Origin of the sequence: Pseudomonas sp. B21-012, from assembly GCF_024749305.1 — a bacterium.
In the GTDB taxonomy this organism is placed as follows: domain Bacteria; phylum Pseudomonadota; class Gammaproteobacteria; order Pseudomonadales; family Pseudomonadaceae; genus Aquipseudomonas.
Window position 1 is genome coordinate 4,877,279 of record NZ_CP087197.1, and the last position, 21,566, is coordinate 4,898,844.

General features: G+C 61.6%; 23 protein-coding genes and 1 other RNA gene. 7 read left to right on the plus strand and 17 right to left on the minus strand.

What is annotated here, in order from left to right:
- Positions 1 to 6: 6 nt before the first annotated feature.
- The 9 genes from mraY to rsmI form a co-directional block, all read right to left on the minus strand.
- Positions 7 to 1,089 (minus strand): phospho-N-acetylmuramoyl-pentapeptide-transferase, encoded by a 1,083-nt coding sequence (mraY, locus tag LOY37_RS22225; RefSeq protein WP_036996790.1) that lies wholly within the window; start codon positions 1,087 to 1,089, stop codon positions 7 to 9.
- Entirely contained in the window at positions 1,089 to 2,459 is a 1,371-nt protein-coding gene (gene murF / locus LOY37_RS22230; RefSeq protein WP_093379818.1) for a UDP-N-acetylmuramoyl-tripeptide--D-alanyl-D-alanine ligase, read from the minus strand. Before murF ends, mraY begins: the two co-directional genes overlap by 1 nt.
- Positions 2,452 to 3,915, minus strand: a complete 1,464-nt coding sequence (locus tag LOY37_RS22235) for a UDP-N-acetylmuramoyl-L-alanyl-D-glutamate--2,6-diaminopimelate ligase (protein ID WP_258715737.1) — start codon at positions 3,913 to 3,915, stop codon at positions 2,452 to 2,454. The genes murF and LOY37_RS22235 overlap by 8 nt, the downstream gene beginning before the upstream one ends.
- Positions 3,915 to 5,648, minus strand: coding sequence for a penicillin-binding protein 2 (locus LOY37_RS22240; RefSeq protein ID WP_176794319.1), 1,734 nt, complete (start codon positions 5,646 to 5,648; stop codon positions 3,915 to 3,917). Before LOY37_RS22240 ends, LOY37_RS22235 begins: the two co-directional genes overlap by 1 nt.
- Entirely contained in the window at positions 5,648 to 5,941 is a 294-nt protein-coding gene (gene ftsL, locus LOY37_RS22245) for a cell division protein FtsL (RefSeq protein WP_045197313.1), read from the minus strand. The genes LOY37_RS22240 and ftsL overlap by 1 nt, the downstream gene beginning before the upstream one ends.
- Complete coding sequence (gene rsmH / locus LOY37_RS22250) at positions 5,938 to 6,885, minus strand: 16S rRNA (cytosine(1402)-N(4))-methyltransferase RsmH (RefSeq protein ID WP_371128635.1); 948 nt, start codon at positions 6,883 to 6,885, stop codon at positions 5,938 to 5,940. The genes ftsL and rsmH overlap by 4 nt, the downstream gene beginning before the upstream one ends.
- Positions 6,882 to 7,337, minus strand: a complete 456-nt coding sequence (gene mraZ, locus LOY37_RS22255; protein WP_010220775.1) for a division/cell wall cluster transcriptional repressor MraZ — start codon at positions 7,335 to 7,337, stop codon at positions 6,882 to 6,884. Before mraZ ends, rsmH begins: the two co-directional genes overlap by 4 nt.
- A gap of 309 nt (positions 7,338 to 7,646) precedes the next feature.
- An RNA gene (gene rnpB, locus LOY37_RS22260) (RNase P RNA component class A) lies at positions 7,647 to 8,006 on the minus strand.
- A 67-nt stretch (positions 8,007 to 8,073) separates the two neighbouring features.
- Positions 8,074 to 8,949: a 16S rRNA (cytidine(1402)-2'-O)-methyltransferase gene (rsmI, locus tag LOY37_RS22265; protein ID WP_045197308.1), complete on the minus strand. Its 876-nt coding sequence runs from the start codon at positions 8,947 to 8,949 to the stop codon at positions 8,074 to 8,076.
- A 186-nt stretch (positions 8,950 to 9,135) separates the two neighbouring features.
- On the opposite strand from rsmI, the gene LOY37_RS22270 reads away from it, so the two are divergent.
- From LOY37_RS22270 to LOY37_RS22290, 5 genes are all read left to right on the plus strand, one after another.
- Positions 9,136 to 10,956, plus strand: coding sequence for a penicillin-binding protein activator (locus LOY37_RS22270; protein WP_045197306.1), 1,821 nt, complete (start codon positions 9,136 to 9,138; stop codon positions 10,954 to 10,956).
- The gene (locus LOY37_RS22275; protein WP_045197304.1) at positions 10,956 to 11,327 is read left to right on the plus strand and encodes a YraN family protein; all 372 of its coding nucleotides are present in this window, start codon (positions 10,956 to 10,958) and stop codon (positions 11,325 to 11,327) included. The genes LOY37_RS22270 and LOY37_RS22275 overlap by 1 nt, the downstream gene beginning before the upstream one ends.
- Positions 11,328 to 11,461: 134 nt before the next feature.
- Positions 11,462 to 12,055: a phosphoheptose isomerase gene (locus LOY37_RS22280; RefSeq protein ID WP_026001179.1), complete on the plus strand. Its 594-nt coding sequence runs from the start codon at positions 11,462 to 11,464 to the stop codon at positions 12,053 to 12,055.
- Positions 12,052 to 12,630 carry a BON domain-containing protein gene (locus LOY37_RS22285; RefSeq protein ID WP_045197297.1) on the plus strand — a complete coding sequence of 193 codons (579 nt, stop codon included), beginning with the start codon at positions 12,052 to 12,054 and terminating at the stop codon, positions 12,628 to 12,630. The genes LOY37_RS22280 and LOY37_RS22285 overlap by 4 nt, the downstream gene beginning before the upstream one ends.
- A gap of 54 nt (positions 12,631 to 12,684) precedes the next feature.
- Positions 12,685 to 12,903 (plus strand): YgdI/YgdR family lipoprotein, encoded by a 219-nt coding sequence (locus tag LOY37_RS22290; protein WP_045197295.1) that lies wholly within the window; start codon positions 12,685 to 12,687, stop codon positions 12,901 to 12,903.
- Between the two features lie 50 nt (positions 12,904 to 12,953).
- Here LOY37_RS22290 and LOY37_RS22295 read toward each other — a convergent pair whose 3' ends face one another.
- The 7 genes from LOY37_RS22295 to rplM form a co-directional block, all read right to left on the minus strand.
- Positions 12,954 to 13,382 carry a ClpXP protease specificity-enhancing factor gene (locus LOY37_RS22295; protein WP_045197293.1) on the minus strand — a complete coding sequence of 143 codons (429 nt, stop codon included), beginning with the start codon at positions 13,380 to 13,382 and terminating at the stop codon, positions 12,954 to 12,956.
- A 17-nt stretch (positions 13,383 to 13,399) separates the two neighbouring features.
- Positions 13,400 to 14,017 (minus strand): glutathione S-transferase N-terminal domain-containing protein, encoded by a 618-nt coding sequence (locus LOY37_RS22300; RefSeq protein WP_010220766.1) that lies wholly within the window; start codon positions 14,015 to 14,017, stop codon positions 13,400 to 13,402.
- 118 nt (positions 14,018 to 14,135) lie between these two features.
- On the minus strand, positions 14,136 to 14,915 hold the full coding sequence (locus LOY37_RS22305; RefSeq protein WP_010220765.1) for a cytochrome c1: 780 nt from the start codon (positions 14,913 to 14,915) through the stop codon (positions 14,136 to 14,138).
- Positions 14,915 to 16,126, minus strand: a complete 1,212-nt coding sequence (locus LOY37_RS22310) for a cytochrome bc complex cytochrome b subunit (protein WP_045197292.1) — start codon at positions 16,124 to 16,126, stop codon at positions 14,915 to 14,917. Before LOY37_RS22310 ends, LOY37_RS22305 begins: the two co-directional genes overlap by 1 nt.
- Positions 16,126 to 16,719: a ubiquinol-cytochrome c reductase iron-sulfur subunit gene (gene petA / locus LOY37_RS22315; protein ID WP_010220763.1), complete on the minus strand. Its 594-nt coding sequence runs from the start codon at positions 16,717 to 16,719 to the stop codon at positions 16,126 to 16,128. Before petA ends, LOY37_RS22310 begins: the two co-directional genes overlap by 1 nt.
- A 263-nt stretch (positions 16,720 to 16,982) precedes the next feature.
- Positions 16,983 to 17,375: a 30S ribosomal protein S9 gene (gene rpsI, locus LOY37_RS22320; protein WP_038998850.1), complete on the minus strand. Its 393-nt coding sequence runs from the start codon at positions 17,373 to 17,375 to the stop codon at positions 16,983 to 16,985.
- A gap of 14 nt (positions 17,376 to 17,389) precedes the next feature.
- The gene (rplM, locus tag LOY37_RS22325) at positions 17,390 to 17,818 is read right to left on the minus strand and encodes a 50S ribosomal protein L13 (protein WP_010220758.1); all 429 of its coding nucleotides are present in this window, start codon (positions 17,816 to 17,818) and stop codon (positions 17,390 to 17,392) included.
- A 252-nt stretch (positions 17,819 to 18,070) separates the two neighbouring features.
- Here rplM and LOY37_RS22330 point away from each other — a divergent pair, with 252 nt between their 5' ends.
- Both LOY37_RS22330 and LOY37_RS22335 read left to right on the plus strand, forming a co-directional pair.
- Positions 18,071 to 19,111 (plus strand): NADP(H)-dependent aldo-keto reductase, encoded by a 1,041-nt coding sequence (locus tag LOY37_RS22330; RefSeq protein WP_258715738.1) that lies wholly within the window; start codon positions 18,071 to 18,073, stop codon positions 19,109 to 19,111.
- 190 nt (positions 19,112 to 19,301) lie between these two features.
- Positions 19,302 to 20,222, plus strand: a complete 921-nt coding sequence (locus LOY37_RS22335; protein ID WP_177329159.1) for a GlxA family transcriptional regulator — start codon at positions 19,302 to 19,304, stop codon at positions 20,220 to 20,222.
- 241 nt (positions 20,223 to 20,463) lie between these two features.
- On the opposite strand, the gene zapE is transcribed toward LOY37_RS22335, so the two are convergent.
- A complete protein-coding gene (gene zapE, locus LOY37_RS22340) occupies positions 20,464 to 21,558 on the minus strand; it encodes a cell division protein ZapE (RefSeq protein WP_195884968.1) in 1,095 nt (364 codons plus the stop codon).
- Between the last annotated feature and the right edge of the window lie 8 nt (positions 21,559 to 21,566).

Here is a 21,566-nt window from a genome sequence, read left to right on the forward strand (position 1 = left end):
GCGTTTCTACCTCAGTTTCAGGGTGGCAAGGCCGATCAGCACCAGAATCACGGTGATGATCCAGAAGCGGACGATCACCCGAGGCTCGGGCCAACCCTTGAGTTCAAAGTGGTGGTGGATCGGCGCCATGCGGAACACGCGCTTGCCGGTCAACTTGAAGGAAGCCACCTGGATCACCACCGACAGGGTCTCCATGACGAACACACCGCCCATGATGAACAGGACGATTTCCTGGCGCACGATCACCGCGATCGTGCCCAGTGCGGCGCCCAGTGCCAGGGCACCGACGTCGCCCATGAACACCTGGGCCGGATAGGTGTTGAACCACAAAAAGCCCAGGCCGGCACCGATCAGCGCGCCACAGAACACGATCAGTTCGCCTGCGCCCGGTACATAAGGGATCAGCAGGTATTCAGCGAATTTCACGTTACCCGACAGGTAGCAGAAGATGCCCAGGGCGCCGCCGACCATGACTGTTGGCATGATCGCCAGGCCATCGAGGCCGTCGGTGAGGTTCACCGCGTTGCTGGAGCCAACGATGACGAAGTAGGTCAGGACGACAAAACCGATACCCAACGGGATGGTGACATCCTTGAGCATCGGCACGATCAGGGTGGTTTCGACGCTGGTCGGCGCGGTCATGTAAAGGAAGATCGCCGCGCCCAGGCCGAACACCGACTGCCAGAAATACTTCCAGCGACTCGGCAGGCCGCGCGAGTTCTTCTCGATCACCTTGCGGTAGTCATCGACCCAGCCGATGGCGCCGAACAGCAGGGTGACGATCAGCACCACCCAGACATAACGGTTGGTCAGGTCGGCCCACAGCAGGGTGCTGATGCCGATGGCCGACAGGATCAGTGCGCCACCCATGGTCGGGGTGCCGGATTTGGACAGGTGCGATTGCGGGCCGTCGTTACGAACAGCTTGACCGATCTGGCGAATCTGCAGGGTACGGATCATCCATGGGCCCAGCCACAGGGCCAGCGACAACGCGGTCAGTACACCCAGAATCCCGCGCAGGGACAGGTACTGAAAGACCGCGAAGCCTTTGTAGAACTGTTGCAGATACTCAGCCAGCAGCAGCAGCATTAATGTTTCTCCCCGCTGGAACCGCACAAAGCCGCCACGACGTTCTCCATCGCAGCGCTGCGCGAACCCTTGATCAAAATAGTGGTGTTGGTGGCCTGCTCGGCGGCGCGAACGGCGTCGATCAGGTCAGCTTGATTAGCGAAATGTCGGGCATTGGTACCGAACGCAGCTACCGCGTGGGCCATGTTGGTGCCCACCGCATAGAGCGCCGAAACCTTGTCTTTGGCGTACTCGCCTACCTGCCGATGCCCTTCCTCAGCCCACTGGCCCAATTCGCCGATATCCCCGAGCACCAGGACGGTGCGGCCGGAAAAGCCGGCGAGTATATCAACGGCAGCGCACATCGAGGTGGGGTTTGCGTTGTAAGTGTCATCAATCACCCGCACACCGTTGGCCGTCATCTGCACCACAGTGCGGCCCTTGACCGGTTGCACGGCATTGAGGCCCTGGACGATACCGTCCAGGGTCAGACCAAAGGCATGCGCGGCAGCCGCGGCCGCCAGTGCGTTGGCCACGTTGTGGGTGCCCAGCAGGTTGAGCTGGACCCGCGCCACGCCCAGCGGGCTGTGCAGGTCGAACGACGGGCAACCGCGCGGGTCGTGGGCGATGTTGGCAGCGTGGAAATCGGCGTCGGCGTTGTTCAGGGCGAAGGTCAGCAGTGGGCGATTACCGGCGCGCTTTTTCCAGATGGCGAAGGCCTTGTCATCAAGGTTCAATACGGCCACGCCATCCTGCCCCAGACCTTCGAGGATCTCGCCCTTGGCTTCGACAATCTTCTCTGGCCCGCCGAACTCGCCGACATGAGCAGTTCCGGCATTGTTGATCAACGCGACCTGTGGCTTGGTCAGGCCGACGGTGTAGGCAATTTCGCCGATGCGCGAGGCGCCCAGCTCGATCACCGCCGCGGTGTGTTCCGGAGCCAGTTCGAGCAGGGTCAGCGGTGCGCCAAAATCGTTGTTGAGGTTGCCACGGGTGGCCAGCACCGGGCCACGGGTGCGCAGGATGCTGGCAAGCATCTCCTTGACCGTGGTCTTGCCGCTGGAGCCGGTAATGGCGGCGACCGGCTTGTCGAAAGCGGCGCGGTTCAACGCGCCGAGCTGGCCCAGGGCCAGGCGGGTATCGGCAACCACCAACTGCGCCAGGCTGCTGCCCGGCACTTCGCGCTGCACCAGGGCGGCGACCGCGCCTTTGCCAGCAACGTCGTTCAAGTAATCATGGCCGTCAAAACGCGGCCCGGCCAGGGCAACGAAAAGCTGCCCGGCGGTGATGGCACGGCTGTCGATGCTGACGCCATTGAAGGTTGCATCCTGACCGTGCAGGCGGCCGTTGAGCGGCGCCGTCAGTTGGCTGAGGGACAATGGCTTAAGCATGGGCAGCCTCCCACACGGCCAGGGCCTTCTCAGCTTCAACCAGGTCGGAGAAGTCGTGGCGCTCGCCGTTGATTTCCTGATAGTCCTCATGCCCCTTGCCGGCCAGGACGATGACATCGTCAACGCCGGCGCTGGCAATCAGCTGAGCGATGGCGGCACCGCGGCCGGCAACGAATTCGACCGCATCGGCCTGGGCAAAACCCGGGCGGATGTCGGCGAAGATCTGCTGCGGATCTTCAGTGCGCGGGTTGTCGTCGGTAACCAGCACGCGGTCAGCCAGGCGCTCGGCAACTTCGGCCATCAGCGGCCGCTTGCCGCGATCGCGATCGCCGCCGCAACCGAACAAGCACAGCAACTGGCCCTTGGCGTGCGGGCGCAACGCTTGCAGCACCTGCTCCAGGGCATCGGGGGTATGCGCGTAATCGACCACCACCAGCGGCTTGCTGCCGCCGCCCAGGCGCTGCATGCGCCCGACCGGGCCTTCCAGCGCCGGGGTAACCTTGAGAATTTCGTCCAGCGGGAAATCCAGCGCCAGCAAGGTGCCGACCGCCGCGAGCATGTTGCTCAGGTTGAAGCGCCCGAGCAGGCGGCTGCGCAGCGCGTGCTCACCCTGGGCGGTGACGATCACGGCGCGCACGCCATCATCATCGAAATGCGCTTCGCGGCAGTACAGCGACGCGGCCGGATCCTTGAGGCTGTAGCTGATCAGGCGCGACTCGCCCTGCCCGGCCGCCAGGCGCCGACCGAAGTCGTCATCGAGGTTGACCACCCGGCAACGCAGGTTCGGCCAAGCGAACAGGCGCGCCTTGGCATCCTCGTAAGCCTGCATGCTGCCGTGGTAGTCGAGGTGATCACGGGACAGGTTGGTCATCACCGCAATATCGAATGCCAGAGCCGCGACCCGGCCCTGGTCCAGGGCATGGGAAGAGACTTCCATGGCCACGGCCTTGGCCCCGGCCTTTTTCAGGTCGCTCAGGGTCGCCTGCACGGCGATCGGGTCCGGCGTGGTCAGGCGACCGCTTTGCAGGGCGCCATAGAAACCGGTCCCGAGGGTGCCGATCAGGCCACAGTGCTGGCCGAGCTGGTCCAGCGCCTGGGCTACCAGCTGGGTGACGCTGGTCTTGCCGTTGGTGCCGGTGACGCCGACCAGGTCGAGCAGGCGGCTCGGCTCGCCGTAGAAACGCCCGGCGATGTCCGACAGTTGCGCGGCCAGGCCCTTGACCGGGATCAACGGCACCTCGGCGATCGGCAGCACGGTGGCGCCTTCGGCTTCATAGGCGACCGCCGCCGCACCGCGCTTGAGCGCGTCGGCAATGTGTTCACGGCCATCCAGGCGCGTACCCGGCACCGCCAGGAACAGGTCGCCCGGGCGCACGTTGCGGCTGTCCAGGGTCAGTTCGCGGATCGACGGATCGCGGCTGGCCTGGGTAAAAAGCTTGCTCAATGGCATTGTCATCAACCGCGTCCTCCCTTGACCGGTGCAGCGTTGACTTGCTGCGTAGGTGTTGCCGGCGGCAGGTTGTCCGGCGGAATGTTCATCAGGCGCAGGGTGCCGGACATGACTTTGCTGAACACCGGCGCCGATACCAGGCCACCGAAGTAGCCGCCCTTGCTCGGCTCATCGATGACCACGACCACGGCATAGCGCGGGTCGCTCATCGGCCCGAAGCCGGCGAACAGCGAACGGTACGAGTTCTCGGTGTAACCCTTGGAACCGATAGTGGCTTTACGCGCGGTGCCCGACTTGCCACCCACGTGGTAGAACGGCACCTGGGCGCGGAACACCCCGCGCGGCGCCTCGATGACCTGCTGGACCATGCCCTGGATGGTCTCGGCGACTTCCTTGGGCACGACCTGGGTAGACTCCGGCGCCTTGTCGACCTTGAGGATGCTCAGCGGCACCATCTTGCCGTCGTTGGCCAGCGCGGCGTAGGCATGCACCAGTTGCAGCGCGGTCACCGACAGGCCGTAGCCGTAGGACAGGGTCGCGGTCTCGGCCTTGCGCCACTCGCGGTGGTTGGGCAGGTTGCCGACGCGCTCGCCCGGGAAGCCCAGGCCGGTGTACTGGCCAAGCCCCAGCTGGGACATGACCCGGTAGATCGATTCGCCACCGATATCGAAGGCGATCTTGCTCATGCCGACGTTACTGGAGTTGATCAGGATGCCGGTCAGGTCAAGGATCGGCCCTTCGCTGCGCGATACGTCGCGAATGGTGTAGCGGCCCAGTTGCAGGGTGCCCGGGTAGACCTCGACCTTGTCGGTCGGCTTCCAGCGCCCGCTCTGCAGGGCCGCGCTCATGGACAGCGGCTTGACCGTCGAGCCTGGCTCGAACACGTCGATGATCGCCCGGTTACGCATGGCCGCCGGGAACATGCTGCGACGGTTGTTGGGGTTGTAGGTCGGCTGGTTGACCATGGCCAGCACTTCGCCGGTCTTGACGTCGAGGATCACCAGGCTGCCGGCCTTGGCTTCCTGTTCGGCAATGGCGTTGCGCAACTCGCGGGTGGCCAGGTATTGCAGGCGCAGGTCGATCGACAACGCCAAGGTCTTTCCGGCCTTGGCGTTTTTGGTTACCTGGATGTCCTTGATCAGCCGGCCGCGCCGGTCCTTGATCACCTGTCGCTTGCCGGGCACGCCGGCCAGCCATTCATCGTAGGCCAGCTCCACGCCTTCGCGGCCATGGTCGTCGAGGTCGGTAAAGCCGACCATGTGCGCGGCGACATCGCCGGCTGGGTAGAAACGACGGAATTCCTCGATGCCATAGACACCGGGGACTTTAAGATCGAGCACCACCTGGCCCTGCTCCGGGGTCAGGCCGCGGACCAGGTAGATGAACTCCTTGCTGGCCTGCTGTTCCAGGCGCGCTGCCAGTTGCTGCGGGTTCTGCTTGAGCGCGGCAGCCAGGGCCGGCCAGCGGTCCTTGGCAGCCTGCATTTCTTTCGGGTTGGCCCACAGGGTGGTCACCGGAGTACTGACGGCCAGCGGCTCGCCATTGCGGTCGGTGATCAGCCCGCGGTGCGCAGGAATAGGAATATGCCGCAGGCTGCGGGCATCGCCCTGGCCCTTGAGGAAGTCACGGTCGACCACCTGCAGGTCGATGATGCGCCAGGCAATCGCGCCGACCATCAGTGCCAGCAGGGCGATGACCACGCGGAACCGCCATGGGTAGAGTGCGCCTTCAAGTTTCATCATGGCGCCACCATCCGTACTTCGTCAGCGGCCGGAATACGCATTTTCAGCTGTTCGCTGGCAAGGTTCTCGATACGGCTGTGGGCCGTCCAGGTGCTCTGCTCGAGAATCAGTCGGCCCCACTCGGCCTGGGCCTTGTCGCGCTCGCTGAGTTCGCCGTACAGGGTGTTGAGCAACTGACGGTTCCAGTGCGCGCTGTAGGACACCGCCACCGAAGAAACGAGCACGCCAATGAACAGCAGAAGCATCAGGAAGCTTCCGCCTGGCAAAGGCTTGGCGAACAAACGGCTCACCGCAGTTTCTCGGCGACGCGCATGACCGCGCTACGCGAACGTGGGTTGGCCTTGAGCTCGGCTTCGGAAGCGAACTGGGCCTTGCCGTGGACCTTGATCTTCGGCTCGAAGTGCTTGTGCTGGACCGGCAGGTTGCGCGGCAGGTTGTCGGCCTCACCCTTGACCAGCTTGCGCATGAACAGTTTGACGATGCGGTCTTCCAGCGAGTGGAAGCTGATCACCACCAGGCGCCCGCCGACTTCCAGCGCTTCGAGCGCAGCCTCAAGGCCGGCCTCAAGGTCACCGAGTTCGTTGTTGACGTGAATGCGCAGGCCCTGGAAGGCACGGGTTGCCGGGTTCTTGCCCTTTTCCCAGGCCGGGTTGGCAACCTTGAGCACTTCGGCAAGGTCGGCGGTGCGGGTAAACGGAGTTTCTTCACGGCGCAGCACCACGGCACGGGCCATGCGCTTGGCAAAGCGCTCTTCGCCGTATTCCTTGAACACCCGGGCGATTTCTTCTTCCGGCGCAGTGGCGATGAACTCGGCAGCGCTGACGCCGCGGGTCGGGTCCATGCGCATGTCCAGCGGGCCGTCGTTGAGGAAGCTGAAGCCGCGCTCAGGGTCGTCCAGCTGTGGCGACGAGACGCCCAGGTCGAGCAGGATGCCGCTAACCTTGCCGGCCAGGCCGCGCTCGGCAACTTCGGCGCCCAGCTCGGCAAAGCTGCGCTGCACAATGACAAAGCGGCCGTCTTCGGCCGCCAGCGCTTGCCCGGTGGCAATCGCTTGTGGGTCCTTGTCAAAACCCAGCAGCCGGCCCTGCGGCCCGAGCTTGCTGAGGACTAACCGGCTATGCCCGCCGCGCCCGAAGGTGCCATCCAGATAGCAGCCATCGGCGCGTACGGCGAGAGCCTCGACGGCTTCGTCAAGCAGTACGGTGATGTGGTTAAAGCCGCTATCTATAGTCACAGGATCAAATCACGCAGTTCATCAGGCATGGCGCCCGGTTGTTGGATAGCTGCGAGGTCGGCTGCCGAAACCGCGTTCCAGGCATCCTCGTCCCACAGCTGAAATTTGTTCAGTTGCCCCACCAGCATTGCCTTCTTGTCGAGCTTGGCGTACTCGCGCAAACGCGGCGGCACCAGGAAACGCCCACTGCCATCAAGCTCAAGATCCACCGCATTGCCGATCAGCAAACGCTGCAGGCGGCGGTTCTCTTCACGCAATGACGGCAAGGCGCGCAACTTGGCTTCAATCAGCTCCCACTCATCGAGCGGGTACACACATAAACAGGGATCAACCGCATCGATGGTCACGATCAACTGCCCGGAACTACGCGAATCGAGCTCGTCACGGTACCGGCTCGGCATTGCGAGACGGCCCTTTGCGTCGAGGTTGATGGCGTTGGCTCCGCGGAACACGGCTGCGATTCCCCACAATGTTAGCGTTTTTGTGTCAGAAAACCCACTTCATGCCACTTTCTGCCACTTGCGCACACTATAGGAATCCGCCTACCACACCGTCAAGGCACGCTTATAAGGAAATCCCTTACAGATCGGAGATTTAGCGCGCACAGAGAAGATAGAAGGACAATTCGGAAGGGATTTTGACGAAAAAACTCAAACCCACTCAGACGGATAGAGAGCGAAGTTAAAGTAATTTATTAAGAGTAAGATTTTTTCGGTATTACCAGCACGCATCTGCTATCGATTCAAGCAGGAGGGGAAGAGGTGGAGAGTCGATCTGTAAGCCGGGTTCTGTCGAGGACAGTCATTCCTCTACGACGGCCATCACTGGACGCCTTTAGCAACCTACCCGGTTCCAACGCGGGCCGCGCCATATGGAACCCTATTTGGTCTTGCTCCGAGTGGGGTTTACCTAGCCATGAACTGTTGCCAGTCATGCGGTGCGCTCTTACCGCACCTTTTCACCCTTACCGGCACCGAAGTGCTTAGGCGGTTATTTTCTGTGGCACTTTCCGTAGGCTCGCGCCCCCCAGGCATTACCTGGCACTCTGCCCTATGGAGCCCGGACTTTCCTCCCCCCTCTATTGCGGAACAATAGAAGGCAGCGACTGTCCAATCGACTCTCCGCCGCAAAGGTTAACGGTAGCGGGCGCCAAGAACAAGCGATAAAACCGATAATAGCACTATAACATCAGTGGGCTTTCTGTTTTTCCAGTGCCGCCTGGTACAGCAGGTTCTTGCGCACCCCGGTGATTTCCGCCGCCAGCGCAGCGGCGCGCTTGAGCGGCATTTCCGCCAGCAACAGGTCGAGAATACGCATTGCCTCGCTGCTGACCGCCTGCTCATCTTCCGGCGCGGTATAGCCCGCCACCAGCACCACACACTCGCCACGCTGCTGATTGCTGTCAGCCTCGACGAAGGCGCGCAGCTCGGCCAGCGGCAAACCCTTGAGGGTCTCGAAGGTTTTGGTCAGCTCGCGGGCCAGTAGCGCCGGGCGCTCGCCACCGAACACCTCTTCCATGTCCTGCAGGCACTCGAGAATCCGGTGCGGTGCTTCGTAGAAGATCAACGTGCGCGGTTCTTCCTTTACCTGACTCAGGCGTGCGCGACGTCCTACAGCCTTGGCTGGCAGGAAGCCTTCGAAGATGAACCGGTCCGACGGCAGGCCAGCGGCCGACAGCGCCGCGATCAGCGCGCAGGCACCGGGCACCGGCACCACGGCGATGCCGGCGGCGCGGGCCTGGCGTACCAGGTGATAGCCAGGATCGGAAATCAGCGGCGTACCGGCGTCGGAAATCAGCGCGACGTTGTCGCCCGCCAGCAAACGGGTGATAAAACGACTGCCCTCATCACGCTCGTTGTGCTCGTGGCAGGCAGCTAGCGGCGTGTTGATACCAAAGTGTTGCATCAGACGAATGGAGTGACGTGTGTCTTCGGCGGCGATCAGCGCCACATCACCGAGTATTTTCAGTGCCCGGGCACTCATGTCATCCAGGTTGCCGATCGGCGTGGCCACCACATAAAGCGTGCCCGAAGTGGATTGGGAAGCCCCTGGAACATCAGTCACTGCACACACCTGTCGTCATGATCAAAGCGCCATTGTAGCCCGAGAGTCGGCAACATTGGGCAATCAGGATTACCGCAAAGCGGCGTTCCAGCACCTATATTGAAGGATTAACGCCAGCAAGATCGCGCCCCGGCCAGCGCTTGGGTACAATTGCCAGTTAATTTGATCGAGTAACAGGACCCTTACATGATCGCTTGCCTGCGGCTGTTCACAGCCCTTTGCCTCGCCGCCCTGCTGGCAGCCTGCGCCAGCTCGCCCTCGTCGAGCCTCGGCGAACTGCCGCGCACACCGGATGCCAGCATCGAGCAACTGCTTGAACAGGCCACCACCAGCAAGACGCCGGAGCAAGCTGCACTGTTGCGCCTGAGCGCCGCCGACCTGGCCTACAAGCAAAAGGACAATGCCCGCGCCGCGCGCATCCTCGAGCAGGTGCCGCTGGAGCAGCTCAAACCGGCCCAGCAGATCTTCGCCAGCACCCTGGCGGCAGAACTGGCCATGAGCCGCAACCAGCCGAAAATGGCCCTGGCCGCCTTGAGCCACCCAAGCCTGGCGCGCCTCAACGAGCTGCCGGAAGATCAACAGATCCGTACCCGCAGCGTGCATGCCGCAGTGCTGGAAGCCAACGGCCAGCCACTGGCCGCCGCCCAGGAGCGCGCGCAATTGACGCCGCTGCTCAAGGGCGATGCTGCCAACGCCAACAACGACGCGATCTGGAACCTGGTAGCCGCCACCCCGCGCGATCAGCTCAATAACCTCAGCAGCGGCACCGACACCATGGCCGGCTGGGCCAGCCTGGCCCTGGCGGTAAAAGGCGCCGGCACCGTCGAGCAGCAACAAGCCGCCATCGACGCCTGGCGCGCCCAGCACGCCGATCACCCGGCCGCCGCCCAGCTGCCACCGTCGCTGATCAAGCTGATGGAGCTGACCAGCCAGCCGCTGACCAAAATCGCCCTGCTGCTGCCACAGGAAGGCCAGCTGGCCGGCGTTGCCCGCGCCCTGCGTGACGGTTTCATGGCCGCGCACTTCCAGGCCCAGCAAGCCGGCCAGAAGCCGCCGACCATCGAAGTCTTCGACAGCTCGCGACTGACCTCGCTGGACGACTTCTACCGCCAGGCCCAGGCCTCTGGCGTGCAACTGGTGGTTGGCCCGCTGGAAAAACCGCTGGTGAAAAAGCTCGCCGCCTACCCGCAATTGCCGATCACCACCCTCGCCCTGAACTACAGCGACGCCGGCCAGAAAGGCCCGGAGCAGCTGTATCAGTTCGGCCTCGCCGCCGAAGACGAAGCCCGTGAAGTGTCGCGCCGCGCCCGCGCCGACGGCATGGTGCGCGCCGTCGCCCTGGTGCCGAAAGGCGAATGGGGCGACCGCGTGCTCAAGGCCTTCCGCCAGGACTGGGAAGCCAACGGTGGCAGCCTGCTGGCTGCCCAGCACATCGACCAGCCGGTAGCCCTGGCCCAGCAGATCGCCGAGCTGTTCCAGCTGCGCCAGAGCGAAGGCCGCGCCAAGAGCCTGCAAAGCACCGTCGGCGGCGCCGTATCGGCCCAGCCGTCGCGCCGCCAGGACATCGACTTCATCTTCCTTGCCGCCACCCCGCAGCAAGGCCAGCAGATCAAGCCGACCCTGAACTTCCAGTACGCTGGCGACGTACCGGTGTATGCCACCTCGCACGTTTACAGCGCCAGCGGCGACGTCAACCAGTACCGCGACCTCACCGGCGTGCGCTTTTGCGATACTCCATGGCTGCTCGACAGCGGCAACCCGTTGCGCCAGCAGGTAGAACGTCAGTGGCCACAAGCGGCCGGCAGCCTCGGCCGCCTGTACGCCATGGGCATCGACGCCTTCAGCCTGGCACCACGCCTGGGCCAGCTGCGCGCGCTGCCGGAAAACCGCATTGACGGCCTGTCCGGCAGCCTGAGCATGAACGAGAACCAGCGCATCGAGCGGCAACTGCCGTGGGCCGAGTTCACCGGCGGCCAAATCAAACGCCTGCCCGACACCCCACGCTGATGCCCGACAGTTCGCGCCAACAGGCCGGCCAGGCCGCCGAACGGCAAGCCCTTGAATACCTTCAAGGGCAAGGCCTGCGGCTGCTGGCGCAGAACTGGCGATGCAAACGCGGCGAGCTTGATCTGGTCATGCTCGACAGCGATACAGTAGTATTCGTCGAAGTCCGCTACCGGCTGCACGCGGATTTTGGCGGTGCGCTCGCCAGTATCGACGGGCGCAAGCAGGACAAACTGGTGCTAGCCGCCGAGTCTTTTCTGCAAAAGGAAACACGCTGGGCCAACCACCCCTGCCGTTTCGATGTCATCGCCTTGCAAGGCAGAGGCCATTCGGGCCCACCGCTGGACTGGCTGAAAAATGCCTTCGAGTGCTGAACCCGCCACTGCCCTGCGCCATTACCCCTACAACTTTTTTGCTCTTTGCTTCACGGGCTGCACAGTCATGTGCCGGGACCTTTTTTGTATACTCCCGACGCGCCCGGCCAGCCGCCCTACTTAAGGTCACACTGATGGACATGCAATCCCGAATTCGCCAGCTTTTTCAGGCCAGCATCAACACCAAGCAACAGGCGATGGAAGTCCTTGCACCACACATCGAGCAAGCCAGTCAGGTCATGGTCAATGCGCTGCTCAACGAGGGCAAGATGCTTGCCTGCGGCAACGGCGGCTCGGCCGGCGATGCCCAGCACTTTTCTTCCGAACTGCTCAACCGCTTCGAGCGTGAGCGCCCGAGCCTGCCGGCCATCGCCCTGACCACCGACAGCTCGACCATCACCTCGATCGCCAACGACTACAGCTACAACGAAATATTCTCCAAGCAGATCCGCGCCCTGGGCCAGCCCGGCGATGTGCTGCTGGCGATTTCGACCAGCGGTAACTCGGCGAACATTATTCAGGCGATCCAGGCCGCACATGATCGCGAAATGATTGTCGTAGCTCTGACCGGGCGCGATGGCGGCGGCATGGCCTCGCTGCTGCTGCCTGAAGACGTCGAGATCCGCGTACCGGCCAACGTCACCGCACGTATCCAGGAAGTCCACCTGCTGGCGATCCACTGCCTCTGCGACCTGATCGACAGCCAACTGTTCGGGAGTGAAGAATGACCCCTAACCGCCTCGGCCTGATGGCCCTGACCCTGTGCCTGAGCCTCACCGGTTGCAGCTCGGTGCTCACCGCCACCCGCGACAAGCCGATCGAGGACGACCGCGGCACCCGCACCTTCGGCAGCAAGATCGATGACTCGCTGATCGAAACCAAAGTCGCGGTGAACGTCGCCAAGGCCAGCCCTGACCTGGACAAGAACTCGCACATTGTCGTCAGCAGCTTCAACGGCATCGTCCTGCTCGCCGGGCAAACCCCGCGCGCCGACCTCAAGGGCCTGGCCGAACAGGCTGCCGGCCAGGTCCAGCGGGTGAAAAAGGTGCATAACGAGCTGCAGGTGCTGCCGCCCTCCTCGATCCTGGCGCGCAACAACGACGCCTGGCTGACCACCAAGATCAAGACCCAGATGCTCACCGACAGCAACATTCCCGGTTCACGCATCAAGGTCATCACCGAAAACGGCATCGTCTACATGCTCGGCCTGCTGACCCAGCAGGAAGCCTCGCGCGCCACCAACCTGGTGCAGGGCGTGTCGGGCGTGCAGAAGATCGTCAAGCTGTTCGAATACATCGACTGATAAACCCATCGCGGGGCAAGCGCCCCGCGATCCAACCATCCTTAGGAAGTCCCCATGAAAAACGGCCTGCTGCCAACCTTGCTGATTGGCGCCTTCGCCACCCTGGCCGGCTGCTCCACCCCAACCCAGATCACCCTCAACGACGGCCGCGAATTCCAGGCAGTCGACGCGCCGCACTACGACCGCGCAGCCGGCTTCTACGAGTTCAAGCAGCTCGATGGCAAGGTGATCAAGGTCAACAAGGACCAGGTCCGCACCATCACCGACCTGTAATCCAGGCCGGCAGACACAAAAAAGGCGATCCATGCGGATCGCCTTTTTTGTTACTTGACCACCTTCAAGCTCGGACGCCCGCTTGGCCGCGGCGGCTGGCCGCCGGCAGGCGGACCGTCGTCATCCGGCTCGACGCTGTCGTCTTCTTCATCTTCATCATCGAGCAGCGGCGGCTCGAGTTCGAAGACCATACCCTGGCCGTTTTCCCGGGCATAAATACCGAGGATGGCACCGGCAGGCACGAACAGGGTGTGAGCAACGCCACCAAAGCGGCCCTCGAAGCTCACAGCCTCGTTATCCATGTGCAGGTGACGTACGGCACTGGGTGAGATGTTGAGGACGATCTGGCCGTCACTGGCGAAGCTCTGGGGTACCTGGACGGCCGGGTATTCGGCGTTGACCAGCATATGCGGTGTGCAGTCGTTGTCCACGATCCACTCATAGAGTGCACGTACCAAATAGGGGCGACTGGAGTTCATCGACAGCTCCTTAAAACCTAGCGCATTTCACGTTCAGCAGCGGACAGGCTTGCCTGGAAGGCTTCGCGGGCAAACTGTCGCTCCATGTAGTCGAGCAACGGCTTGGCCGGCCGCGGCAGTTCGATACCCAACACCGGCAAACGCCAGAGTATGGGCAATAGACAACAATCGACCAGACTTTGCTCCTCACTCAAGAAACAAGGCTTGTCGGCAAACAACGGCGACACTCCGGTCAGGCTCTCGCGCAGCTCCTTGCGCGCCTGTACCCGTGCCGGCTCCTTGCTGCGCGGGTCGAGTATCAGGTCGACCAGCGCACACCAGTCGCGCTGGATACGGTGGATCAGCAGGCGACTGTTGGCCCGCGCCACCGGATACACCGGCAACAATGGCGGGTGCGGGTAACGTTCATCGAGGTATTCCATCACCACGGTCGACTCGTACAACGCCAGGTCGCGATCGACCAGGGTTGGCACGCTGCCATAGGGGTTCACTTCAACCAGCTTGGGCGGAAGGCGACCAGGATCGACGTTGATGATCTCGACACTGACACCCTTCTCGGCGAGAACGATGCGCACCCGATGAGAATAATGGTCAGCGGGGTCGGAGTAGCAGGCTAACCGGTTGGTCACGCCCATAGTGGTCCTCCTCGCGTATGAATTTATAAATGCTGCAAATGCAAACGCGCCCTGCGAGCGCCCCTGTGATTCCAGAGGCGCCCCAGGGCGCGTTCAACTACCAGAAACTACTGCGTGATCAGTGCACGTCCTTCCAGTATTCGCGCTTGAGCAGATAAGCGAATACGAAGAAGAAGGCCAGATACAGCAGCACATAGGTACCGATGCGCTGGCTTTCCAGTTTGACCGGGTTAGCCGAGTAGGCCAGGAAGGTCACCAGGTTCTTGACCTTCTCGTCGAACTGCTCTGGCGTCAGGGTACCGGATTTCGGCTCCACGGTCAGCTGGTCGCATGCTTCATGAGTCAAAGGCGAGCCGGTCAGCGGGTCGTATTGCTTCTTGCCATCGACCACGGTCTGCACTTGCTTGCAGCCAATCACCTGGTTGCCCTGCAGGCCAACCAGCACGTTAGGCATGCCGACGTTGGGGAAAACCTTGTTGTTCACCCCGTACGGACGCGACTTGTCCTCATAGAAACTACGCAGGTAGCTGTACAGCCAGTCGGTACCACGGACCCGGGCAACCAGGGTCAGGTCAGGCGGTGCGGCACCGAACCAGGTCTTGGCATCTTCAGGCTTCATGCCGATCTTCATGTGGTCGCCAATCTTGGCGCCGGTGAACACCAGCTTCTCGAGCATCAGCTCGTGAGGAATGCCCAGGTCGTCAGCCACGCGCTCGTAACGCTGGAACTTGGCGCTATGGCAACCCATGCAATAGTTGGCGAAGGTGCGTGCGCCGTCCTGCATGGCGGCCTTGTCGGTGAGGTCGATATCGACCTTGTCCAGCTCCAGGCCGTGTTCGGCGGCGAAGGTGAACGCGGGCATCACTGCCAGAATCAATACTGCAAATAGCTTTTTCATCAGCCAGTCACCCTTTCCGGAACCGGTTTGGTCTTCTCGAGCCGGGTGTAGAACGGCATCAGAAGGAAGTAGGCGAAATACAGGAAGGTGCATACCTGCGACAGCAGCGTACGGCCCGGGGTAGGCGCCAGAACGCCGAGCACACCGAGGATCACGAACGAGATGCAGAACACCAGCAGCCAGACCTTGCTCATCCAGCCCTTGTAGCGCATGGACTTGACCGGGCTGCGATCCAGCCACGGCAGGACGAACAGCACGGCGATCGCGGCGCCCATGGCAATTACACCGAGCAGCTTGTCCGGAACGGCGCGCAAGATCGCGTAGAACGGAGTGAAGTACCAGACCGGGGCAATGTGCTCAGGGGTCTTGAAGGCGTTGGCCTGTTCGAAGTTCGGTTTTTCCAGGAAGTAACCGCCCATTTCCGGGAAGAAGAACACGATGGCGCAGAACACGAAGAGGAACACGACGACGCCGACGATATCCTTCACGGTGTAGTAAGGGTGGAACGCAATACCGTCCAGCGGCACGCCGTTCTCGTCCTTGTGCTTCTTGATGTCGACACCGTCAGGGTTGTTCGAACCGACTTCGTGCAGCGCCAGGATATGCAGCACCACCAGGCCGAGAATGACGATCGGCAGGGCCACCACGTGCAGGGCGAAGAAGCGGTTCAGGGTGATGCCGGAGATCAGGTAGTCACCGCGGATCCACTGGGTCAGGTCGTCGCCGATCACCGGAATGGCGCCGAACAGCGAGATGATCACCTGGGCACCCCAGTAGGACATCTGGCCCCATGGCAGCAGGTAGCCCATGAACGCTTCGGCCATCAGCGCCAGGTAGATCAGCATGCCGAACACCCAGACCAGTTCGCGAGGCTTCTGGTACGAGCCGTACAGCAGGCCGCGGAACATGTGCAGGTAGACGACGATGAAGAACGCCGAGGCGCCGGTGGAGTGCAGGTAGCGCAGGATCCAGCCGTATTCGACGTCACGCATGATGTATTCGACCGAGGCGAACGCCTCTTCGGCCGAAGGGGTGAAGCTCATGGTCAGCCACACGCCGGTGACGATCTGGTTGACCAGGACCAGCAGGGCCAGGGAGCCGAAGAAATAGAAGAAGTTGAAGTTCTTCGGTGCGTAATACTTGCTGAGATGGTCTTCCCACATCTTGGTCGCGGGGAAGCGGGCGTCAACCCAATCCATGAACTTACTCATCACGCGTTCTCCTGATCGACGCCGACGACAATGATGTCGTCCGACTCATAAGAGTGCGGCGGCACTGGCAGATTGAGCGGCGCCGGCTGGGATTTGTAGACGCGGCCAGCCAGGTCGTAGTGGGAGCCGTGGCACGGGCAGAAGTAGCCACCGACCCACTTCGGACCCAGGTCGACAGGTGCCACTTCCGGACGGAAGGTCGGCGAGCAGCCCAGGTGGGTGCACAGGCCGACCAGCACGAGGATTTCCGGCTTGATCGAGCGGTTCGACGGATCGACGTAAGTGGGTTGAACCGAAGCCTTGGACTCTGGGTCGGAGAGGTCGCCGGTAATCTTCTTGAGGTTACCGAGGATCTCCTCGGTACGACGGACGATGAACACCGGTTGGCCGCGCCACTCAGCAATCATCTGCTGACCAGGCTCTACCTTGGCGATATTGACCTTCACCGGTGCACCCGCGGCTTTCGCCTTGGCACTGGGGAACCATGACCCTACGAACGGGACCGCAGCCCCCACCGCTCCTGCAGCACCCACCACGGACGTGGCTGCTACGAGGAAGCGACGCCGGCCTGCATTGACGCCGTCATTGCTCATTCAGTCCTCTCCCATCAGCTTTATGGCCTGTTGCAACAGGCATCTACTAAGTAATTTCTGAACTGCTAAAAATTTGCCGCATGGTAATGAAAAGACCCTTCTCTGACAAGGTGATTAGCCTTGTGCCACCCCGCTATCCCTTGTAACTCTTGACTTGCGTCTATGCGGCAAGTTGTCACAGTAAACAACAGCATAGTTATTCAAGACATAAAAAAAGCCCGGTTCCACCAGGAACCGGGCTTTTTTTGAACGCCGAAGCGAAATTAACGCTTGGAGTACTGAGGACGCTTACGTGCTTTACGCAGACCCACTTTCTTACGCTCGACTTCACGGGCGTCGCGGGTGACGTAGCCAGCTTTGCGCAGAGCGCCACGCAGGGTTTCGTCGTAGTCCATCAGTGCACGGGTGATACCGTGACGGATTGCACCGGCCTGGCCGCTGACACCACCACCGATAACGGTGACGTAGATGTCGAACTTTTCGGTGGTCTCGGTCAGTTCCAGCGGCTGGCGTACTACCATGCGCGCGGTTTCACGACCGAAGAACACGTCCAGAGAACGGTTGTTGATGGAGATGTTACCGGTACCTGGACGCAGGAAAACGCGAGCGGTTGCGGTCTTGCGACGGCCAGTGCCGTAATTTTGAGTCGCCGACATAATGAACTATTCCGTTAAATCTTCAGTTCTTGGGGCTGCTGAGCAGTATGAGGGTGAGTAGCGCCCGCATAGACTTTCAGCTTACGGTACATGTCGCGACCCAGTGGGTTCTTAGGCAGCATGCCTTTAACCGCGGTCTCGATCACGCGCTCTGGGGCCTTGGCGATCAACTTCTCGAAGTTGATTTCCTTGATACCGCCCGGGAAGCCGGAGTGGGAGTAGTACATTTTGTCCGAAGTCTTGGCACCAGTGACACGAACCTGCTCGGCGTTGATGACGACGATGTAGTCGCCGGTGTCAACGTGAGGAGTGTACTCTGGCTTGTGCTTGCCACGCAGACGGCTCGCGATCTCAGTGGCCAGACGACCCAGGGTCTTGCCAGCAGCGTCAACGACGAACCAGTCGCGCTTTACTGTTTCCGGTTTAGCAGTAAAAGTTTTCATTCTTTATAGCCTCAGGGGCCGCCCAGCGAAAATAAGACGGCAGATCTTACTGGATAGTGCGCACCTTGACAAGTCAAGGACACAGCCGCACACGGACGCTATCGGGGGCTCGGGTCAGCGCGTCCAATATTCGGCAGGGTTCTTCTATGGAGCGGGGCATCACTCCCGCTGCACGGAGAGGGGCTGAATTATCCAGATTGCGAAAAAAAATTCAACCTGCTTTTATGCTTCTTTTAGACAGGAAGCAGTCGAATGGACTATCGCCAGCTGGGCCGAACCGACCTCAACGTCAGCGCCCTGTGCCTTGGCAGCATGACCTGGGGCGAGCAGAACGACCAGACCCAGGCCTTCGCCCAGATCGAACGGGCCAAGGCCGCCGGGATCAATTTCATCGATACCGCCGAGATGTACCCCGTCCCTCCCCGCCCGGAAACCTACGCCGCCACCGAGCGCATGATCGGTAACGGGTTCAAGCAGCGCGGCGATCGCGCCCAGTGGATCCTGGCCAGCAAGGTGGCCGGCCCCGGCAACGGCATCAACCATATCCGCGACGGCCTGCTCAAGCACAACCGCCAGCACATCGTCGCCGCCCTGGACGACAGCCTCAAGCGCCTGCAGACCGACTGGATCGACCTCTACCAGTTGCACTGGCCAGAGCGCAGCACCAACTTCTTCGGCAAGCTGGGTTACCAGCATGCGCCGCAAGACCTGTTCACCCCGCTGGAAGAAACCCTGGAAGTGCTCGACGAACAGGTCAAGGCCGGCAAGATCCGCCACATCGGCCTGTCCAACGAAACCCCGTGGGGCACCATGAAGTTCCTGCAGCTGGCCGAAAGCCGCGGCTGGAGCCGCGCGGTGTCGATCCAGAACCCCTACAACCTGCTCAACCGCAGCTTCGAAGTGGGCCTGGCGGAAATCGCCATCCGCGAACAGTGCGGCCTGCTGGCCTACTCGCCCCTGGCTTTCGGCATGCTCTCGGGCAAGTACGAAAACGGCGCACGCCCGGCCGAAGGCCGCCTGACCCTGTTCAGCCGCTTCTCGCGCTATTCCAACCCGCAAACCGTGGCTGCCTGCAGCCGCTACGTGAAGCTGGCCCGCGACCATGGCCTGGACCCGGCGCAAATGGCCCTGGCCTTCGTCACCCGCCAGCCGTTCGTGACCAGCAACATCATCGGTGCCACCACCCTCGAGCAACTGGACAGCAACCTGGCAAGCGCCGACCTCAAGCTCAGCGACGAGCTGCTGGCGGCCATCGAGGCCATCCATCAGGACCAGCCCAACCCCGCGCCCTGAGACGCAATCCCGGTTCCCATCAACAAGGTGGGAACCGAGGGTAGACACAATCGCCAAAAAATAAGACGATCCAGCCGGTGATTGACCACTCTACCCTATAAGAATAAAGAAAATGATGTTTACCCAACCCACGGCGTCCTTGCGGCGCGTCAGTATCCTGGCCATCGACAATGTCTTCGCATCGACCCTGATGCAGGCCAAGGATTTCTTCCATCTCGCCAGCCTGCGCTACAGCAAGCAGTTGGGCCTGGGCCTGCAGCCGATGTTCGAAACCCGCCTGGTGAGCCCTGACGGCCAGCCTGTGCGCAGCTTCAGCGAAGTGATGCTGCCGGTCGACAGCGGCCTGGAGCAGGCCGACATCATCATCCTGCCGGCGTTCTGGGACGATTTCGATGCCCTCTGCCAGCGCTACCCGCAAGTACTGCCCTGGCTACGCGAGCAACACGCCCGCGGCGCCGTGCTCTGCGGCGAGGCCAGCGGCGTGTTCTGGCTGGCCGAAGCCGGGTTGCTCGACGGTAAGGAGGCGACCACCTACTGGCGCTTCTTCAGCCAGTTCGAAGAGCGCTTCCCCAAGGTCAGCCTCAACCAGGACAAGCACCTGACCGACGCCGACAACCTCTATTGCGCCGGCGGCACCACCTCGGCCTGCGACCTGTACATCTACCTGATCGAGCGTTTCTGCGGGGCCAACGTCGCGCAAGCGGTGGCCCGTGACATCCTCTACGAAGTACAGCGCAACTACACCCCGGGGCGCATGGGCTTTGGCGGGCAGAAACTGCACCAGGACTTGATCATCCTGCAGATCCAGCACTGGCTCGAAGAACATTTCGCCGACAAGTTCCGCTTCGAGGACGTGGCCCGCAACCACGGCATGAGCATCCGCAACTTCATGCGCCGCTTCCAGAGCGCCACCGGCGACAAGCCGCTGCACTACCTGCAACGGCTGCGGATCGAAACGGCCAAGGGCTTGCTGTCGGGCACACGCAAAAGCATCAAGACCATCAGCTATGAAGTTGGTTATGACGATGCGAGTTTCTTTGCCCGGTTGTTCAGGCAGCACACGGAGTTGTCGCCGAATCAGTATCGGCAGCAGTTTATGCAGGAGGCCTGAAAGGCCTCCTCAGCTTCAAGCCTCAAGCTTCAAGCGGAAAGCAAGAGCAAGAGCAGGATCAAGAGCAGCGCGCGGTTGGCTCTTGATCCTGCTTGCAGCTTGAAGCTTGAAACTTGCAGCTGCTTTTAAGGCTTATGCGCAGCTTCAAGCTACAAGCTTCAAGTAAGAGCAGGATCAAAAGCAGCACGCGGTCGGCTCTTGATCCTGCTTGCAGCTTGAAGCTTGAAACTTGCAGCTGCTTTTAAGGCCTATGCGCCCGCGACAGGAATTCGTGGGACTGCATTTCCAGCAGGCGGCTCAGGGTGCGCTGGAACTCGAAGGTCAGCCGACCACCGGTGTACAGGTCCTTGAGTTCAACCTCGGCCGAGATGATCAGCTTGACGTTGCGGTCATAGAACTCGTCGACCATGTTGATGAAGCGTCGGGCGATGTCGTCGGTGGCGACGCTCATCTGCTCGACGCCGCTGAGCAGCACGGCATGGAAGATCTTGCCCAGTTCGATGTAGTCGTTCTGGCTGCGCGGGCCGTCGCACAGTTCGCGGAATTCGAACCAGGCCACGTCGTCACAGGTACGCAGGGCGCGGATTTCGCGGTTCTCGATCACCAGCACATCGTTCTCGACCGCCTGGGTGCACTCCGGGGTCAGTGCCTTGAAGCTTTTGCGCAGGCTTTCGTGGGCCGCTTCGTCGAGCGGGAAGTGGAACAGCTCGGCTTGTTCCAGGTGCCGCAGGCGATAGTCGACGCCGCTGTCGACGTTGACGATCTCGGTGTTCTGCTTGATCAGGGCAATCGCCGGCAGGAAGCGTGCGCGCTGCAGGCCGTCCTTGTACAGGCCGTCAGGGACGATGTTGGAGGTGGCCACCAGGGTCACGCCGTTCTTGAACAGCTCCTCCATCAGGGTGCCGAGGATCATCGCATCGGTAATGTCGGAGACGAAGAACTCGTCGAAGCAGATCACCCGGGCCTCGTCGGAGAAGCGCTTGGCGATGATGGTCAGCGGGTTCTTCTCGCCCTTGAGGGTTTTCATTTCCTCGTGGACGCGCTTCATGAAGCGGTGGAAGTGCGTGCGCACCTTCTGCTTGAACGGCAGCGCTTCAAAGAAGGTATCGACCAGGTAGGTCTTGCCGCGGCCTACCCCACCCCAGAAATACAAGCCCTTGACCGGTGCCTGGTCCTTCTTGCCGAACAACTTGCCGAACACACCCGGCTTGTTGTTCTGCGCCGCGATCAGATCGTCGTACAGGCGCTGCAGATGACGCACTGCAGTTTCCTGCGCCGCGTCATGGAAGAATTCGGGACGTTTCAGATCTGCTTGATATCGTTCTAGGGGCGTCATAATTCGTT